This window comes from Chitinophaga pinensis, from assembly GCF_007896845.1.
In the GTDB taxonomy this organism is placed as follows: Bacteria; Bacteroidota; Bacteroidia; order Chitinophagales; family Chitinophagaceae; genus Chitinophaga; species Chitinophaga pinensis_C.
In genome coordinates this window covers 36,677-56,737 of the sequence record NZ_VOHS01000035.1, presented here as the reverse complement: position 1 = coordinate 56,737, position 20,061 = coordinate 36,677, and the positions used below count along the sequence as shown (strand labels likewise).

General features: G+C 45.3%; 12 protein-coding genes. All 12 read left to right on the top strand.

The window, feature by feature from the left end; genetic code table 11:
* Positions 1-408: 408 nt before the first annotated feature.
* The 12 genes from FEF09_RS23620 to FEF09_RS23570 all read left to right on the top strand — a co-directional run bounded on the left by FEF09_RS23620 (position 409) and on the right by FEF09_RS23570 (position 19,974).
* Entirely contained in the window at positions 409-609 is a 201-nt protein-coding gene (locus FEF09_RS23620; protein WP_146307387.1) for an L-dopachrome tautomerase-related protein, read from the top strand.
* Complete coding sequence (locus FEF09_RS23615; RefSeq protein WP_146307386.1) at positions 606-851, top strand: hypothetical protein; 246 nt, start codon at positions 606-608, stop codon at positions 849-851. The genes FEF09_RS23620 and FEF09_RS23615 overlap by 4 nt, the downstream gene beginning before the upstream one ends.
* A 245-nt stretch (positions 852-1,096) precedes the next feature.
* Positions 1,097-1,738, top strand: a complete 642-nt coding sequence (locus FEF09_RS23610; RefSeq protein WP_146307385.1) for a hypothetical protein — start codon at positions 1,097-1,099, stop codon at positions 1,736-1,738.
* Between the two features lie 172 nt (positions 1,739-1,910).
* Complete coding sequence (locus FEF09_RS23605; protein ID WP_146307384.1) at positions 1,911-4,943, top strand: T9SS type A sorting domain-containing protein; 3,033 nt, start codon at positions 1,911-1,913, stop codon at positions 4,941-4,943.
* Between the two features lie 270 nt (positions 4,944-5,213).
* Positions 5,214-8,615: a T9SS type B sorting domain-containing protein gene (locus FEF09_RS23600; RefSeq protein WP_146307383.1), complete on the top strand. Its 3,402-nt coding sequence runs from the start codon at positions 5,214-5,216 to the stop codon at positions 8,613-8,615.
* A 187-nt stretch (positions 8,616-8,802) separates the two neighbouring features.
* Entirely contained in the window at positions 8,803-11,442 is a 2,640-nt protein-coding gene (locus FEF09_RS23595) for a hypothetical protein (RefSeq protein WP_146307382.1), read from the top strand.
* A 1,205-nt stretch (positions 11,443-12,647) separates the two neighbouring features.
* Positions 12,648-15,875 carry a SusC/RagA family TonB-linked outer membrane protein gene (locus tag FEF09_RS23590; RefSeq protein ID WP_146307381.1) on the top strand — a complete coding sequence of 1,076 codons (3,228 nt, stop codon included), beginning with the start codon at positions 12,648-12,650 and terminating at the stop codon, positions 15,873-15,875.
* 11 nt (positions 15,876-15,886) lie between these two features.
* The gene (locus FEF09_RS33550) at positions 15,887-16,276 is read left to right on the top strand and encodes a hypothetical protein (RefSeq protein ID WP_261387707.1); all 390 of its coding nucleotides are present in this window, start codon (positions 15,887-15,889) and stop codon (positions 16,274-16,276) included.
* The gene (locus FEF09_RS23585; RefSeq protein WP_261387710.1) at positions 16,273-17,709 is read left to right on the top strand and encodes a RagB/SusD family nutrient uptake outer membrane protein; all 1,437 of its coding nucleotides are present in this window, start codon (positions 16,273-16,275) and stop codon (positions 17,707-17,709) included. The genes FEF09_RS33550 and FEF09_RS23585 overlap by 4 nt, the downstream gene beginning before the upstream one ends.
* A gap of 16 nt (positions 17,710-17,725) precedes the next feature.
* Positions 17,726-18,433 carry a DUF3823 domain-containing protein gene (locus FEF09_RS23580; RefSeq protein ID WP_146307380.1) on the top strand — a complete coding sequence of 236 codons (708 nt, stop codon included), beginning with the start codon at positions 17,726-17,728 and terminating at the stop codon, positions 18,431-18,433.
* Between the two features lie 22 nt (positions 18,434-18,455).
* Entirely contained in the window at positions 18,456-19,406 is a 951-nt protein-coding gene (locus FEF09_RS23575) for a family 43 glycosylhydrolase (protein ID WP_146307379.1), read from the top strand.
* Between the two features lie 127 nt (positions 19,407-19,533).
* A complete protein-coding gene (locus FEF09_RS23570; RefSeq protein WP_146307378.1) occupies positions 19,534-19,974 on the top strand; it encodes an SRPBCC domain-containing protein in 441 nt (146 codons plus the stop codon).
* Positions 19,975-20,061 lie beyond the last annotated feature (87 nt).

The following is a 20,061-nucleotide window of genomic DNA, read 5'->3' as shown; positions in this document are numbered from 1 at the left end:
AAAACACCTTATCCCGATGTATCAACCAATGAATGGAATCATGGTCTTCCCGGCCTGAATAAATGGGTGTGTGTACAATTGTTTATTTTGATAAGGCCGGCACCCTCTGGATTCTCGATCCCGCAGCACCCGATTGCAAACGATTCAGGGAAATGGTGCTAAGCTCGTTAAAATGGATAAGCAGTCAAATACAATCGCCCGTACTTATTTTTACTGCTATTCTGGCAGATACTTCCTACGTCAATGACGTCGTGTTGACGTGGAGCGACAATATGCCTATCTTACTGAATCGAAGGGCGGAGGTATCATCGTGGTAAATCTTGTGACGGACAAATGCGCCGTGTTTGCAGGCCATTATTCAACCATTTCGGATCCATCTTATAAGTCATTATTGACGGCCGGGAATTAATGAAAGATGGCAGGCCCGCAAAATTTAATTCTGATGGCATTGCGTTAACACCTGATGGGAACTGGTTGTATTATAAACCCTTATCCGATGATAAACTATACCGTATTAAAACGGAACATCTGCGTAATTGGAACATGACGGAAACAGACCTGGCAGCTCAGGTAGAAGATCTGGGTCATTTCACAACAATGATGGAATGATCTTCGACGAAAAAGGGAATCTCTATATGGGAGATCTGCAGGGATATCGGATCGTTAAACTGGATACAGCGCTGCGGATGACAACACTGGTCAAAGATGACAGATTGATCTGGCCGGATAGCTATTCTATTGCAGACGGTTATCTTTACATCAGCTGTTCGCAGATACAGAAACAGCCTGAATACAACAATGGCGTTGACAAACGTACTTCTCCCTATACTGTATACAGGATAAAGATATAATTATTTGTTCACCTATGCAGACCATGAGGGGTGCAGGCACGTCTCATGGTCTGCATAGAATGAGCTGCTGCATGCGCCTTTTTAAAAAGAACATGTCACCCTTATGAAAGGTAATCTACAGGACACCTGTCCGCTAAAATGAATAACCATGATAAACGAAGAAGGCGCGTATAACAAAAACAATTAAATTGCGGGTAGTAAACAGATTGTTACCCCCGGCTACCCGTAGCTATAAAATGAGAAATATGCTTAGAAGTAATGACGCTGCCAAGTTCTGGAAATGGTTCACAGAGAGAAACGACGATTTCCGCTTTTTCAGAGAAATGGAACAGGATGAAATTGTGGTCCTGTTTGATGAGCTGACAGAGAAACTCCACCTTTATTGTACCAGTTTGTTTTTTGAAATGCGTGTTGACGAATGGAATGGCGGCGAACTGGTCATCACCGCCAATTGTGATGAAGCTTTTTTTGATGACGCAGAATATCTGGTTACACAAGCCCCCGAACTCGAACGCTGGAAATTTACCGCCCTGATACAGGCTGATCCCGAAAGTGCCCGCATAGAATATGCAGACCTGGAATTATCCGCAGAAAACATGTGGTTTTCCGCAGTAGAAGACCCGGAATATCCTGCAAAACTTGACGTGGTTGTACATATTGATGACTATGAATATCTGAAGCAGAATGAGAATCTGGATGATGCAGTTTTTATTTTGCTGCAAAGCCTTCTCGGAGAAAAATCATTCGCAGAAAATATCAATGTCTACATTGTAAGAGAGCTACCGGAAGGTATGCCTGCGTCGGATTTTCCTACCTTAGATACATTGCCGGCTTATATTGCTTATCTGAAATCTGAGAGAAATACAGCATTAGGAAATATGTCCTGACAGGAAGTAACACTTCTTTATTTTAGAATTGTATATTTACCTCCGGAACCATCTTTAAAAACCTGAAATGAAAACCTGTGCCCTTGACCCGTACTGTTGACAGTCAGCTATTGCTGCTATGAAACCCGTCAACGCTTCACGTCTGCTGTCTTTTCCCACTTAAAAGCTATATATGAAACACTCTCTATTACTCTTTGCATGCCTGCTATCGGTGTGCATATTAAAAGCAGGTAACATTACCCTGCCGGCAGCATCCGCGTGGATCAGATACACAAATCCTATACAATCCGGCAGCCTTACACTGGGGCTGGAAACAAATGCCGCAGGTGAAGGCTACACAGAGATCGCAACCGTCGATGGTGTGCCCTGCAGAAAGATCCCTGCCGGAAAATTTATGTATGTCCGTGCTGACCGCGCAGCCGTCCCCTCTACCGCAAAAAAGGTCATTCTGTCGATTACTTATTACGACAACAGTATGAACTTCGTATGGCTGAATTATACCCGTGCCGGCAGTAACTGGGGTGGCGCCGATTTTAAGAAATCCAATACCGGTAAATGGATCACCCGTCTGGTATTTCTGGAGGATGCAGGACTGGACGGTAGCATGGGCTACGGTGGTGATATCCGTCTGGGTTATGGATCAGAAGATACCTATATCAAAGACATTACGTTCTATGTCGGGTCACTGAATCCATCTGCAGAACCTATCCCTGCCAGACCAAACAATCCCGGTTCGGAATTCGTAGGTAAATCTTTTGCCGGCTACCAGTTATGGCATGAAGCAGGTCCTAAGCCGGAGGACTGGAGTCATTGGTCTTATGATAAAGTCCCTGCCGCAGGCAGAGGAAATCACAACACGGAAACATTCCCGAATCTCGCCGATTATGAGAATAATCCCAACATTCCGATGTATGCCACCAATTTTGCCAATCTTGGAAATGGTAAACCTGCGAAACTGTATAATTCTACAGACAAAGGGGTGATAGATGTACAGATGGCATTGCTGCAACGCACAGGGTTTGATGGTGTTGCTATACAACGCAATGCACCTGTCGGCAGAAATATAAAATATACTTCAACAGACGATTACTACGTTAATATCAAAAATGCCTGTGAAGCAAACGGCAGGTTGTTTTATGTAATGTACTGTATGCCCGATCAGAATAATGGAGAAGTTAACTCAATTGATCTTGTAGAGGGTATTAAACGCGACTGGGTATACCAGATGGAACAGATCTATGAACTGACAAAATCAGGTGCTTATGCAACAGTCAACGGAAAACCGGTCGTTGAGTTATGGGGACTGGGATATTCCACGATTCTGGTTGACAGACTACAGGCACTGGAACTCGCGCAGTTCTTCAAAGACCGTGGTTGTTATGTGATTGCAGGTGTACCAAGAGACTGGCGTTTGCGCAATGGCGGATCCCGCACCGATTTCGAAGATGTATATAAGGCATACAATATGATCTCACCGTGGACAGTAGGCGTGTATAACGATACAACCGGTGCAGACAATTTCCGTACTGAATCCCTGATCCCTGACAAGCAATATTGTGATCAGAATGGTATGGGTTTCTATCCGGTGATATTTCCGGGCAGTGCGTGGTCACAACATGTACACGGCTATCCTAATGATACCCGCAGACTGGGCGGAAAATTTCTGTGGAAACAGGCCCGCAATATTAAAAGTGTCGGTGTGAAATCTATGTACTTCGCTATGCTGGATGAGTTTGAGGAATCCACCAATATTATCAGTTCAGCCGTCGATTATTTCGATATTCCTACCGACCAGTACTTCGGAACCTTATCGATGGATGGTATATGGACGTCGTCCGACTTTTATCTGCGACTGGCAGGACAGGCAGCCCGTTTGCTGACAAGTACAGGCACACCGGCAGATGTACCCATCCCGTACTCACTGGGACCTGTCTATTACAGGAACAGTTTTGAAAGCAGAGTGGCTAGTTGTATCATCAATGAGGTACCACAAAATATAATATCGCCTGTTGATGCATGTTTTTATAAGAATGCCCTGTTGTCATCGGCAGGGGTAAGTAACACCAGTGTGGCGATTGAGAATACACCGGCGTTTTCAAGAAGTGGTGTGTACACGGTGAAAATCAATGGTACTGCGAATGGCACTTCCAGTTATTATTACAAGATCGCAGAGACAAAAATTGCCGTGAAAGCCAATATGCAGCTGAGCTTCTGGAAATATACCGTTAACACACAGGGACTTAATACATCAGTTGATCTGACATTCAGATCAGGTAAAGTACTGCGTAATCTGAGTGCATATAAAGACAATAATGGCGCCGTGATGCATCCGAATGTAACAAGAGGTACTGTCGGCAGCTGGTCGAAATTTACCTGCCAGATAGGGAAGGGGGAATTGATCGGAGATGAGATCACCGGTATCAGTATTGCTTACGACAATGCGGCACAGACAGGCACCTTTACCGCATATTTTGATGATATCATCATTGAAGATGCACAGGATACAACGGTGACAAATCCTTCTCCGGCACCGGTAGGCAGCATTATCTATCTGTATCATGATACTCTGCTGGTATGTTCAGAGAATGGTACACAGGCGATGAACTGTAACCGTACCGGATTAGGTCCATGGGAGAAATTTGAAGTAGTAGACGGAGGCAATAATACGGTTGCACTCAAAGGTAATAACGGACTGTATGTAAAAGCAGGTAACCCGGTATTCTGTACAGGTGCTACGCTGGATAGCACGACCCGTTTTAACTGGATTAACCTGAGCAGCAATACCGTTGCGTTACAAAGCCTGAAAGGATTGTATATGTGTTCTGAAAATGGTACACAACCGATGAACTGGAACCGTACTACTATTGGTGGCTGGGAAACGTTCAGATGGGGGACCACATCTGCAGCAAGATTGGCACAGGCAGCACCGCAGACAACGAAGATAACTGTGGTAAAAGCAGGTCTGCGTATCTATCCGAATCCGGCCAGAGAACAGGCCACGCTGTATTATAGTCTGCCGGCATCTGTCAATGCATTGATTGCCATATACAATGCAAACGGTGTGCTGGTGAAGACCATCCGTCAGCAGATTCCGGCAGGAGAGCAGCGTATCCAGCTGGCTACAGACAACCTTGTATCGGGTATTTATTTTGTAAAGACAATCTCTGATATAAAGATTGACACAAAGAAGCTGGTGGTGGAATAGTTTATTTCATCCCCGCTGTGGTTAAAGCAGGCCGGATACTTCTGTATCCGGCTATTTTATTTAAACAGGCTCGTTGACCAATATTTTCTGCCAAAATTTCCTGTTTGCCCAAGCATATGATAGTTAAGTCCTTGTGTCCGGAAATGCCCGTCTGGCTGCAAGAATCTTTACAATAATTGTCCGATTTATATTATATTCTTGATAAATATGTGTATTTTTCAGCCCGGTAGCATAAATCAACTGCCAAAATATCCCGAATACTGATTAAATATGAAACCTACAGGTGTTAAACTCCTGCTTATTACCATATCTTTCTTTTGTGTTTTTTCCTCTGCCAGCGCAGCTATATTTACTGTCACTACGCAGGCGGACAGCGGCCCCGGATCACTAAGAGATGCAATTACCAAAGCTAACAGCAATGGTACAACTGAGAAAGATTATATCTATTTTAATATTTCGGTGAATGCACCGTCAAGGCCTGTTATTGTCATTAACAGTGACCTTCCTGCGCTGAGCAGCAACATTGTAGTAGATGCCTCCACACAGGCTTCCACCGTATATGGTGTCAGTACTGCGCGGGTGCAGCTACTGCGTAATAATGATCTGGCTGCATTTTATGGTCTGAGAATAGACAATGCCTCTGACGTAGAAATTTATGGTCTGGTGATCGCAACAGCTGGTGTAGCCGGCGAAAGCTATGGTATTCAGATCAGTGGTACCTGTTCAAATATTATTATCGGCGGGAACGGTAAAGGTAATGTGATCTATGGGTTTAAATTTGGTATTTATGGCGTAGCTCCGAACACAGATCCGAAGGTGATCAGTAATCTTACAATACAGAATAATATCATTGGTATGCGCGAAGACGGGGTGATTGCTACCGACGCGTATTCCTGTTATCAGCCCGTATTGGTGACCCACCTCAATGGTGTCACATTCGGCGGTACCAGAGCCGATCTTGGAAATATTATTGCCGGTACTACTTATGGTGTCAGCTTTTCTGCGGATGCAGGAGATGTAGTGGCTACTTTTAATAAAATCGGTACAGATGTCAGTGGTACTGCTGCTACGGCATCCAATCTTTTCAGGGATGAGTATATCGGTATTTCCGGTAACACCAATGGAATAGTGACGGTGGCAGATAACCTGATTGCAGGACAGAGTGTATACGGACTGGGATTGTATGGTTTACGTAATGCAATTTTCAGGGTTCAGCGTAACAAAATAGGAACAGAAATTACAGGTGTATCTGTACTCGGACAACGTTCCTCCGGCATCCGCCTGATGGATTGTCAGAAGGGCGTAATTGGTGGTACACTATTAGATAAAAACATCATTGCCGGTTGTTATGACGTGCCGGTAGTAGTGGTCTCCACATATCAGGCTACAATATCACAGAATGAGATGTTCTGTAATAATAACACCTCAATCGTTACCGGACCAGCCAATAGCATTCAGTTGTCGAACTGGAACCCTGCGGATGGTAAAGCAAAGCCATTTGTACGTGTGCTGACCTGCAACGCGACGACTATCACCGGCGTTGCTACTCCGAACGCAAAAATGGAAGCCTTTGTGCCTTACAGGTGCGGTAACGGACGTAAATGCGATGGCCGTAATTATATTGAAACATTCCTTGCCGGTGCAGATGGTAAATGGACCTATGCACTGAAGGGTCGTGATGGCGTGATTTTCTCTGCCACTGATGCAACAGGCGCAACATCGGATTATAGTAATCCCGTGTGGAGTGACGATATTGCTGATAACATTATACATACCGCCTGTGGAGAGAGTACAGGACGTATTATCAATAAGATTTTATACAATGCAACGCCTTTTCATTGGGAAGATGAAAACGGGAATACTGTAGGTACAGATACATCTCTGCTGAACGTTCCCGCAGGTAAATACCGGCTGGTGATGTATGGCGCCGGATGTAACAAACCGGAGTGTATCGAATATTCTCCCTTCTTCGAGGTGAAAGACATAAGCCCTGTTATCCAGACAGGCACCATGACACTCATTCCTGCAAGATGTGGCGTGAATAACGGCAGTATTACAGGTATACAGTATCAGGGTATTAATCTCAGATACAACTGGTACAACGCCAATACACCGGCAGTGAGTGTCGGTAACGGCCCTGCTATTAATAACCTTGCCCCCGGCAACTATTATATCACCATTACAGACACGATTAATGGTTGTACCGCAACCGGCGGACCATTTGAAATAAGAGCTGTCAACGCACCGGTGCTCGATCTGAGCACCGTGCAGTTGCAGAACGCAGCTTGTAGTCAGCCGACAGGTAGTATCACCGGATTAAAAGTAAATGGTACCGGCACGATCACCTACGTCTGGACCAATGCTACCGGACAAACCGTAGGCACTACAGATCAGTTGATTGACATTCCTGCGGGTACCTATACACTTGCTTTTTCTGATCAATCTGGCTGTCCGGCGGCAGGACCCTCACAACCATTTGTGATCACCGCACCGGGAGAGATCCTGATTGACCGTAATACCGCTACTATCAGAGAGGCATCCTGTACGGTGAATGATGGTAGTATCACAGGTCTGCAGGTTACCAATGCAGAGATTACGCGTTGGTTGGATGACACGGGCAATGTGATTGGCACTGGTCTTGATCTGGTGAATCTTGCACCGGGTAATTATCGGCTGGAGATCACGAATGCCTACGGTTGTAATGTCACCACCGATTTCGATGTACCGCAGCATGAACCTGATCTGATCACTGTTTCGGATTTAAACACCCGGAATCCGGTTTGTAACCTGAATAATGGTAGCGTCACCGGAATGATCCTTGCAGGTGGTACACCCGCCACTTACCGCTGGCTGGATATGAACGATATGGAAGTGAGTACCGTAAAAGACCTGACAAATGCAGGAGACGGTATCTACAGACTATACGTGAAAGACATTGAACAATGTGAGCAGCTGGTAGCCACGATTATCCTGAAAACACCAAATTTACCCCGTATAGATGCGACTTACCTGTCCATTATTGATGACGTTTGTAGTATGACATCTGGTGCAATTGCCGGTCTGGGTGTGAATGGAAAGGAACCTTTGTCTTATGCATGGCTCAATCCCGATAGCACAGTTATATCCACCTCACTGCAGGCACAGTCGTTACCCGGAGGGTATGATTATACACTGCGTGTAACCGATGCCTACGGCTGTGTAGTCTACAGTAATCCGTTTCCGGTGAATGCCGTGGACATCCTGTTGCTGGCTCCCACTGTAAAAGATGTGGTGATCATGAAAGGCATGACTGCCGATATCAAAGTAACCAATCTGCATCAGGGTAATTATAACCTGTTCCGTCCGGGTACAGAATGGTCAGAAACAAATACAACAGGAGAGTTCAGCGTAAAAGATATTACCGGTAGCACCAGTTTCGGTATTAACTACCAGTTCGGTGAATGTGTAAGTCCGACGACCTATTTTAAAGTAGATATCATCGACGCTGTAAAAGTATACGCACCTACCGCCTTCTCCCCGAATGGCGATGGACATAATGATATTTTCAGACCCAAAGGAATAGGAGTAGCATCCTATAGTCTGTTTACCGTAATGGATCGTTGGGGTAATTGTGTATTTACCGCAAAAGATGTCAGCGCAGGATGGGATGGTACCTTCCGGGGCAAAAAGTAGACACCGGCGCTTATGTGTGGTTGTTGCAGGGAATTGATATTCTGGGGCAACCTGTTCAGGAGAAAGGTGCTGTTCTGGTGGTCTACTAACCAGTGGACCAAATAAAAAAAAGCGTTCAGGGATTGCTCAATACAACTTAATATCGTTTTTTTGTTTAAGTATGTATCGATCTTTCCTTACTATATTTTTGTTACTCATTTTTAGTACTATAGGACGGGCACAATCTTATTTATCCTATGGGCTGGCATTCAACGGACATGAAGCGGTTGCCGAGAAAAGGACATCCTTTGAAATTGGTAGTGGCAGGCCCATATGTTTATCAGGCGTAGTAAGGCTGGAGTTTGATCTGAACTTTGTTTCCTATAATCATATTTATTTTGGTTACATCCTTCGTATTGTTAACGAAAACCAGAATATTGACCTGATCTATGATCAGCGGGCATCTCTTTTCCGGGTTATCTCCGGACAAAAATTCTTCAACATCTCCTTTGCGGCAGATGCGTACAGACTGTACAATGACTGGAACAGGCTGGCCATCACACTGGACCTGAATAAACAGCAGATATCGCTTTCCCTGAACGATCGTCAGGCCGGCAGTACTGCTTTTGCATTTAAAGGTAATTGTTTCCGTTTCCTCTACGGCGCCAATGACGATGAACGTTTTCATACCCGTGATATTCCTCCCATGCGTCTCAAGGACATCCGGATCTTTGACAATGAACGCCTGCACAATCACTGGCCTCTGGAAGAGGTCTCCGATACCCTTTGTTACGATATCAGTGCCCGTGAGCCTGCCCGTGTCAAGAATGGTGTATGGCTGAAACCGGGTCATCAGTACTGGAAAATGATCGGTGCTTTTCAACTCAACGGTAATGCAGTAACCGGTTTTGACAGCAGGAATGAACAATTATTAATTGCCGGTATTGACTCTGTCGTTACCTATGATCTCCGGCAGAATCAGCATCCCCGTACAGCAAAGAGTGCTAAACAGGAAAACATACTGATTGGTTGTCAGGGTATTTATGATACACTGACCAATCGCTTTTATAACTTCTACATTGATCACCGGAAACTGGCTACGTATGATCCTTCCACATCGCAATGGAATAAAACCTTTCCGGATACAATCCTGACTGAATACTGGCATGCCAACAAGTTCATTTCCCCTCTGGATACCGCGTTATATATTGTCGGTGGATATGGTCAGCTGAAGTACAAGAATCAGGTGCAACGTTATCAGCTACGTAATGGACATTGGGATACACTATCTGTAGGAGGGCATTTCTTTCCGCCCCGCTATCTGGCGGGACTCGGTCTCAACATTACCGGTGATACGGCTTTTATTGTGGGTGGCTACGGCAGTATGACCGGCGATCAGATGCTGGATCCGGGTGCGTACTATGATTTGTTTGCCTTCGACATCCGCTCGAAGACATTTACAAAGCGTTTCAATATGGATTCTGTGTATGGCAGGTTCACATTTGCCAACAGTCTGGTGATAGACGCTAAAAGACGTCAATACTACGGACTCGTATTCCCCAAGGATAGTTTCAATTCCAGATTGCAGCTGATGCAGGGCTCATTGGACAAGCCGGTCTATAAACTGACAGGTACGCCCATCCCTTACTCTTTTTATGATGTACAGTCTTTTGCTGATCTCTATTATGCTCCCGGTGCCGGTAAATTAGTGGCAGTCACCCTGCTGTATGCCGATCAGGAATTACATCAGCGGGAGACCAGTGTGAAAGTCTATACGATCGATTTTCCACCATTAGACCCGGCGATAGAAACATCAGCAGTTGTACCGCAAAAAGGATTTCTTTATAAATGGTTGCTGTTCATCGGACTGTTGCTGGTCGTCTGTATACTTGTCCTGTGGTTGTACCGCAGAAAACGAATTAAGTTACTTACGCCACCCATTACCGTAAGTAATTCAGCTGCATTAACTCCGGCTGTTACAACAGCCGAAGAGACACCTGATAATGACCTCGTTGACGTCATGCCCGAACCATTATCGGTTATAGATGATGAAGCCGATCCCTTGCCACCTGCGGAGTCTGTTCCATCTGAAGAAGCTTTACCAATTCCGTCTCAGGCAGTGATGCCAGCCCGCTCGTCTATCCGCCTGTTTGGGCCGTTTCAGGCTTTCAGCGAAGATGGTACCGAACTGACGGGCCTGTTCACTCCATTGATGAAGGAGTTACTTTTACTCATCCTGATCTATACTGTCAGAACCGGACAGGGTATCACCTCGGACGAACTGACCGAGATACTTTGGACTGGAAAATCAGCTAAAGACGCTAAAAATAACCGTTCCGTTAACCTTGCAAAGCTGAAAAGTATCCTCGAGAAGATTGGCAATTGCATGATCAATAAAAAATCGGTGTATTGGCAGTTTCAGTTCAATGAAGCACAATTTTCTCTTGATTATGAGCAGTTTGTACATCTGACGAAGACACATGGAGTTGTTGACCGGTCTTTAATGACATCTTTACTGAAAGTGGTCGAATCAGGTGCATTTCTTGCAAAGACGGAATACGACTGGTTGGATGATGTCAAGGCGGAAGTGAGTAATGCGGTTATTGACATAAGTTTGGCGTATCTCAAGCAGGAGTCTGAAGATCCTGAATTTGTGATCCGGGTGGCTAATGCGGTCTTCTTTTTTGATCGTTTAAATGAGGAGGCGCTGGAGTTCAAGTGTAAAAGTCTGGTGATGTTACGGCGGTATTCTCTGGCCAATAATACTTATGAGAAGTTCGTCAAGGACTATCGGGATATCTATGGAGAGGAGTTTTATAAAACTTTCAATGATGTGATAAAGGCGTGAGTCCTGATAGCCGGGGGCTGCTGCTTTGGTTTCAGGCGGGGCCACTGGCTGACGCTATCTGAAGGGTACTACGTATTGGGCTTCTGTGAGTTGGTTGGCATTGGGCTGCTATTAAACTTTGGTGTAAGGCATCGGCTACTTCAGATAGCTAAGGCCAGCGTCTCCTGCCTGAAACCGCCGCTATCTGAAAGCATACAATCAGACTAATTTTGTATTCAGTCAATTTACTTCTGTTATTCCGTAGTCAGACTATACTCATCTTACGCTAATGCTACGTTCTAAACGTAGCATTAGCGTAAGATGAGTATAGTCTGACTATAGATAGAAGCAGGCTACTAAGGAGATAAACAGTAAGAACACAAAATTTGAAAAAGCACCAACCTTATTGACTAAGGCAAATAGTTATTATGTACACATTATTAACGTATTAGCACTCCAATAGTCACAGCAAAACGTTTGTGTCAGCTCACTTACTTGATTTAAGCAAACAATTGAAAAGCGCATTTAAACCCGATTTAAGACCCGATTCAGGATCCGATTCAAGACAACGAACAATTAGAGATATCGTTTACATAACTCAAAATAAGCCGGAATAAACGCCTTTAAACCATATACAAACAGGCTGAAATTTTTAAACCTTCCATCTTAATAGAAGGGCATGATCAGCAGCAGGTTTCAGGAGGAGACCAAGGGCCTTCGTTGTTTGAAGCGTTGCTGACAGCCCCCCAAATGTTCAATCATTCCCCAACGCCCAATACACCCCCACCGTCCCATAGCCAGAACGCTTCAAAGAACACAGCCCGGGGTCCCTCCTGAAACCGCACGCCGTACCCCAATGCCCAATACACCCCAACCGTCCCATAGCCATACCGCATCAAAGAACACAGCCCGGGGTCCATCCTGAAACCGCACGCCGTACCCCAACACCAATCCGCACCAATCCACACCTTAAACCAACTATAAAGCGTATCCCACACCCTTAAACCGTCACAAAATTTTCAGAAATCTGAAAAAAAATCCGCCATTAATCCCCTCATTAACCCTTTTGTTAAACCTTTTTTAACCTCCCGGATAGTTTCTTACACCTTGATCGCTAATAGAAGAATCTATGTCATGAGTGAATCAGCATACAACTCTTTAATCCAGTTATGAAACCAAAATTCTACAGACCTCCTTGTTAAAAGGACAAAAGCAAAGCCGCAAATATGAAAAGATCCACGTATGACGCATGCGTCCATGTTATGAAAAGCAAGGGCGGAAACATCCTGTTCTTCCAGCTATTATTCATCGGCGCCATTATTTTATCCCGACCGGGACAAACCACAGCACAAAAACGAGACAACGAAGGGGCAGCATTGACAAAAACGATCAGCGGACAGGTAATTGACTCCGCCAGCGGAAATGTACTGGAGGGGGTGACTATCGGTATTGCCGGAACGCAATCCGGGGCTATTTCAGGGAAAGACGGGCGCTTTTCCGTTAAAGCGCCGGAAGGACAGACACTGTCGCTCTATGTCCGCCTTGTAGGTTACCGGGAGATAAGAGTCCCTTATACCGGCTCCGGTAATCTGTTGATACGGTTGCCAGCGACGACTGCCGGCCTGAATCAGGTGATTGTCACGGGATATAGTACCCAAAAGAAAGCGACCGTGACAGGTGCTGTTTCGGTGATCAAAGCCAGTGAGCTGGTTACCACCAAAAATGAAAACGTCATCAACATGATGACAGGTAAACTGCCCGGACTCAGGGTTGTACAAAAAAGTAGTGAGCCGGGGGCTTATGACAACGTTTTTGATATCAGGGGGATGGGAAATCCACTGGTAGTGATCGACGGGGTGCCCAGAGGTGGCGGTGACCTGGCTAGAATGGACCCGAATGAGATAGAGAGTATTTCTATCCTGAAGGATGCCTCGGCGGCTATTTATGGTGTACAGGCAGCAAACGGGGTGATCGTGGTGACCAGTAAGAAAGGTTCCCGTAATCCGAATGGGAAGTTTGATATCACGTATGCAGTGAATCAGAGCTGGCAGCAGTTCCTGAATGTACCGCAAGGGGTGGATGCTTTGCAGTATATGATGCTGAAGAACGAAAAGCAGAAACGCGATTTCGGCAACAACTTCTATAACCAGATGCCGCCTTCTTTCTCAGATGCAGATATGGAATTGTATAAAAACGGTACTTTAAACTCATCAGATTGGGTAGGGGCGACCATGCGGGAATTTGCACCTGAGACACAGCATACCCTTAGTGTGAACGGGGGAAATGACAGGGCCAACTATTTCTTCAACCTCGGATATTTCAATCAGGATGGTCTGTTCCGTACCAATGATATGAATTATGACCGTTGGAACTTCCGTTCTAATATCAACGCGAAGATCAATGACAGGATGCGTGCGCAATTGCTGTTATCCGGTTATACAGATACGAAGAATCAGCCGGGTGGCAGGGGCGTATGGGAAATGTTCAAGTATACGTGGAACCAATTGCCAACCGACCAGATCTACGCAAATAACAATCCGCTTTATCCGCATCTGGAGCCGGATAATGCCAATCCGGTAGTGATGACGAATGCTGATATTGTAGGATCACAGGCTTTTAAGAATAAGAACTTTCAGGGACAGCTGGCGCTGGAATATGATATACCGGGTATTCAGGGGCTGATGGCGCGTGGTATGTATAACTACGGTTTTAATATCGTGGACAATACCATGGTCAGAAAATCCTATAACCTGTATGAATATGACCGCCAGAATGACAAATACATTCCGACACTGGTTAATTCTCCTTCAACGGTGAACCGTACTTATGGTAATAACACCGCTTCATTGTATCAGCTGTCATTGAATTATACCCGTCAGTTTGCCGCCAGACATAATGTAACGGGACTGTTATTGTACGAAGAAAACCATGCTACCGCGGATAACTTCTATGCACAAAGGGAGTTTTCACTGGGATTGCCTTACCTGTTTGCAGGTAATGAGACCAACCAGTTAGGTAATATGGATGGAAACGGATTATGGGAGACGGTGAATAAAGGACTAGTGGGAAAACTGAACTACGATTTCAAAAGCAAATACCTGTTTGACTTCAGTTTCCGTTATGGCGGTTCCAGTAAGTTCAAACCGGGTGCACAATGGGGTTTCTTTCCGGCAGTATCAGTGGGATGGAGACTGAGTGAAGAGCGGTTTATACAGTCGATCCTTTCACCGACAATACTGAATAACCTGAAGCTCCGCGCTTCCTATGGTAAAACAGGAGATGACAGTGCGACAGGCTTCCAATACATCTCCGGGTATAATTATCCTTCACCGGGATATTTCTTTGGCGGTAATTATGTAAATGGGATGGTTTCCCGAGGCGTAGTGAATCCTGATCTGACATGGTATACGGCAAAAACTCTGAACCTCGGTGTGGAGTTTGATCTGTTGAAAGGATTGCTGGGTGGTTCGGTGGATTATTTCATCCGTAACAGATCGGGTTTATTGGCTACCAGAACGACTACATTGCCGGGTACTGTGGGTACTAATTTACCACAGGAAAACCTGAACAGCGACAGAACCAGAGGGTATGAAATCGTACTGACACACCGTAATACATTGGGCGATTTCAGTTATAATATTACCGCAAATGCGGCATCTACACGTACAATGATGCGTACGGTACAGCAGACGAAGGCGGGTAACTCTTATGAGAACTGGAAGAATTCTCAGGCAGATCGTTATACAAACATCTGGTGGGGTAAGCAGTATGGCGGACAATTTACCTCCTACGATCAGATCTATAATCATAATGTCAATGCAGGTGGCGGTAATCAGGGAATTGTACCGGGCGATTATTACTACATCGATTGGAACAATGATGGCGTGATCGACGGAAAGGATGAATCACCCATTGCCACCAGAGATATTCCATTGTTCAACTTTGGTATCACCCTTGGTGCGGCATGGAAAGGATTTGACTTTAATATGCTCCTGCAGGGCGCTACTGATTTCTATGTACAATATGCAGAGCAGATGGCAGAACCACTGATGTATGGCCGTAGTGCACTGACGCCGTTCCTCGACAGATGGCATACTGCCGATCCGGGAGCAGATGTTTTTGATCCGAATACTGAATGGGTCTCAGGTAAATATCCTGCCATGGGATCACCGTCAGCGGAAGGTACCAAAGCAGTACAGGATGCTACCTATATGAGGATAAAAAGTCTGGAGTTTGGTTATACAATTCCAAAAAAGCTGCTCAGTCGTGTAGGTATCACAAACCTGCGTGCGTATATCAACAGTTATAATCTGGCCACATTCACAGGATTACAGAACAGTGATCCTGAGCACCCGGGTACTGTTGCCAGCGGAGCGGACTGGAACTACTCCCAGGGCGGTTATAAATATCCTATGAACAGAACGTTCAGCGTAGGAGCCAGCATTACTTTCTAAACTGAAACCACATGAAGAGCAAGATATATTTAAGCATCATCACAATATTTACCCTCCTGATACAACCTGCCTGTCATGACCTGAACGTAGAACCCCTGAATGTGATTCAGGATAAGGACGTTTTTGGCACGGAAGCCGGTGTGGCCGCTTATATGGCAACGATTTACAAAGCGCTGCCTATTGAAGATTTTTTCTATCAGCAGGCGAATTCCGGATTTAACCGTGGATGGGAACAGTTCTATCATCCCGGCGCACTTTGTGGTGAAATGGTAGGTCCATATGGCAGCACTTATGATGGTGCAGGCGGATTCGGTTATTGGCCTTACGGTGATATCCGTACCGTGAATTATTTCATAGAGAATCTGCCGGTGTATGGCACCGGTTTTTCAAAGAACAAATAGACGCATGGTTAGGGGAAGCGTATTTCTGCCGTGCCTACTTCTATTTTGCTTTGGTGAAAAGATACGGTGGCATTCCCATCATCAGAAAAGTACAGCATTATCCTGAGCAGAGTCTGGAAGAGTTGCAGGTACACCGTGATAAGGAAGTGGATGTCTGGAACTTTGTTGCAGATGATCTGGACAGTGCGTATAAGAAGATGCCGGAGACCAGTCAGCGAGGTCGTGCGAACCGTTATGTAGCGGCTGCACTGAAATCAAGGGCCATGTTATATGCGGGTACGATCGCAAAGTATGGAGCAGCCAACTTTGTCGAGGGAGAAGCGAGGACGCTGGGGTATGTAGGTATTCCTTTGTCTGCAGCACAGGGATTCTTTCAGCGGGCATGGGATGCTGCGAAGCTGCTGGAAGGACATTACAGCCTTTATCGCAAAAAGACCGATAAAGAACAGAACTATGTAGACCTCTTTCTTGACAAGGAAAGCACTGAGAATATTCTTGTACGGGATTATTCCCTGACCAGCAATACTGCTCATAGCTGGGACGCTACTATGACCTGCCGTTTTATGACGGCGGATGGTCTTTCCCGTGCATATCCTACACTCGAACTGATAGAGCGTTTTAACGGACAGCTACCGGTAGTAAATGCAGATGGTACGCCCCGTCGTTTTGATAATACGGCGCAGCTGATGCAGGGAGTAGAACCAAGATTGCTGGCAACCGTTTATTTCCCGGGTGCTTCGCTGAGAGGCAAACAATTCGATATGCAGAGGGGGATATATGAGCGTTTTCAGGGTACTGCTGCAGATGAAGTGGGACAGAATCCACCCAACCGCCAGTTCAGACATCTCGCAGGTAAAACGGAAACCCTGTATGATGGCATGCGCATTATTGGTTTTACCGGTATCAGTACAGATGATGATAACCTGACCCGTACCGGTTTCTATGTAAGGAAATATATCGACTACAACCGTGCACAGTCAGCCTGCGGATTGTATATGAGTACACAAAGCTGGATTGATATGCGCTACGCGGAAGTCCTCCTGAACAGGGCAGAAGCAGCGGTAGAACTCAATAACGCAGCTGATGCGAGGACGGTGATAAATGATCTGAGAGACAGAGCCGGCGCACCGCAGCTAACGGCAGATCCTGGTATAGATACTGTCAGGAATGAGCGTTGTAAAGAACTGGCGTTTGAAAAACAATACTGGTGGGACCTGAGAAGATGGCGTATCGCTGACAGAATGCTGGATAATACCAAATATCATGCACTGATGCCCTATTATGTGGCAGATGAGAAGAAGTACATTTTCCTGCGTGAAATGGAGCCATTCCAGCGTTCTTACAACTTTGAAAAGAAGTTCTATTACGAGCCGATTCCCGGTGGAGAACTGGGTAAGAATCCCAATTTGTTCCCCAACAATCCTAACCATTAATTAAAAACTGAGTACCATGCGCAAGATTATAGCAGGATTATTTATCTTACTGTCCGCCACGTTAATGTCTTCCTGCTCGAAGGAAGACAATTATGAGGGTCCCAATGCCGCATTTAAAGGCAGGTTGCTGGACAATGATTCCAAAGAGAATTTTCTGACAGAAACAGGTGGTGTACAGGTGAAACTGGAAGAGCTGAGCTGGAGTGCAACACCCACACCACAATTCATACCGTCAAAAAGTGACGGTACCTTTGAAGATACAAAACTGTTCAGTGGTCATTACAGAGTGACACCGGCAAACGGTGCTTTCTGGCCGGTAGAAGGAATAGAAATTGACATCAATGGAACCACAACGCAGGATTTTACACTGACGCCGTATCTTCGTATCACACAGTTTGAACACGAGCTACAGGGTACCACGTTAATCATGCGCTGTAAACTGTCGGCGCCGAAAGAAGCGGGATTACCCCGTTTACTGGATATCAAACCGTTTGTAAACATCAGCGACTATGTAGGTAGTGGCGCTACGATCAGTCAGTATACTGACCCGAATAAAGTAGATATCAATGCCAGCTGGTCAGGCGAAATTGCTGCCAAAACGTATGAGATCAGAGTACCTAATCTGAAATCCGGCAGAACATTTTATGCCCGACTCGGCGCGCGTGTGGATGATAGCTATAAGCAATTTAACTATTCACAAATTATAACAATAACAGTTCCATAACAGTAAATCAAAAGTAATAGGTATGCAGCAATTGAAGATCAGTCAGATGAAGGGGATGATCATCCGTTCTTTCTCCTTCGCATGTCTGGCATTGTCGGCGCTTTCATCCAGTGCACAAAAGAACCCGTTTATCACAGATATATACACTGCAGATCCTTCGGCGCATGTATGGTCAGATGGCAGATTATACGTGTATGCTTCTCATGACATTGCACCACCACGTGGATGCGATCTGATGGACCAGTACCATGTTTTTTCTACGGATGATATGGTTAACTGGAAAGATCATGGCGAGATCCTGCGTGCCAGTCAGGTACCCTGGGGCAGAAAAGAGGGTGGTTTTATGTGGGCGCCTGATTGCGTATTCAGAAAAGGAACCTATTATTTCTATTTTCCGCATCCCAGTGGAGATGAATGGAATAAGACCTGGAAAATAGGTGTGGCGACCAGCAACAGCCCGGCAGAAGGGTTTAAGGTACAGGGTTTTCTTCCTGATCTGGAGCCAATGATCGACCCATGTGTGTTTATTGATGACGACGGACTGGCATATTTCTACTACGGTGGAGGCGGTGTCTGCAAAGGCGGCAAGCTGATGGATAATATGTTGGAAATAGACGGCACAATGCAGCCGATGGAAGGGCTGGTGGATTTTCATGAGGCTACCTGGGTACACAAACGTGATGGCGTGTATTACCTGTCTTATTCAGATAATAACGACAAAGATGGCAAGCACAACCAGATGCGGTATGCAACCAGTGATAGTCCGCTGGGGCCGTGGACGTACCGTGGCATCTACATGGATCCGACTGATAGTTACACCAATCATGGGTCTATTGTAGAATACAAAGGACAATGGTATGCTTTCTATCATAATAGTGCGTTGTCACATCATGACTGGTTAAGATCTATCTGCGTTGATAAGCTGTTTTACAATAGTGACGGTACGATCCAGAAAGTAGTACAGACGAAATAGCTGGCCGTTCTGCCCCGCAAGAATGTCGTAAGCACACCGCTTCCCGGATTTAAAAGAATTCCATCTTTGTTACAGCGAACAAAGCTTCCATTATTCATAAGTTTCAGAACACTTAAAAACACGTATTATGGAAAAACAGGAATTCAGGATCATGATCAATGGTCCACGCGAAAAGGTGTGGCAGGTATTGTGGGACGACGCTTCTTACAGGGAATGGACATCCGTATTTGCACCGGGATCATGGGCTAAAACTGACTGGAAAAAAGGTAGTAAGGTACTGTTTCTGGATGCTGAGAATTGTGGCATGGTTTCCTCTATCGCAGAAAACATTCCTAATGAGTATATGTCCATCGAGCACCTTGGCTATGTAAAGGAAGGCAAGGAAGATTTTGACAGTCCCGAAGTAAAACAATGGGCCGGTGCACATGAAAATTATACTTTAAAGAATGTAGATGGTCATACAGAACTCGTAGTTGATATGGATATCGCAGAAAGCCACAAGGAGTATTTTGTGAACACATGGCCGAAGGCATTGGAGAAAGTCAAAGAATTGGCAGAGAAGAATTAATGCGAATTACCCTGGCTTTAGACTAATTACACTATTAATTAATACCCTGACTAATGGGTCGCTCATATATTGGGGCGACCCATTATA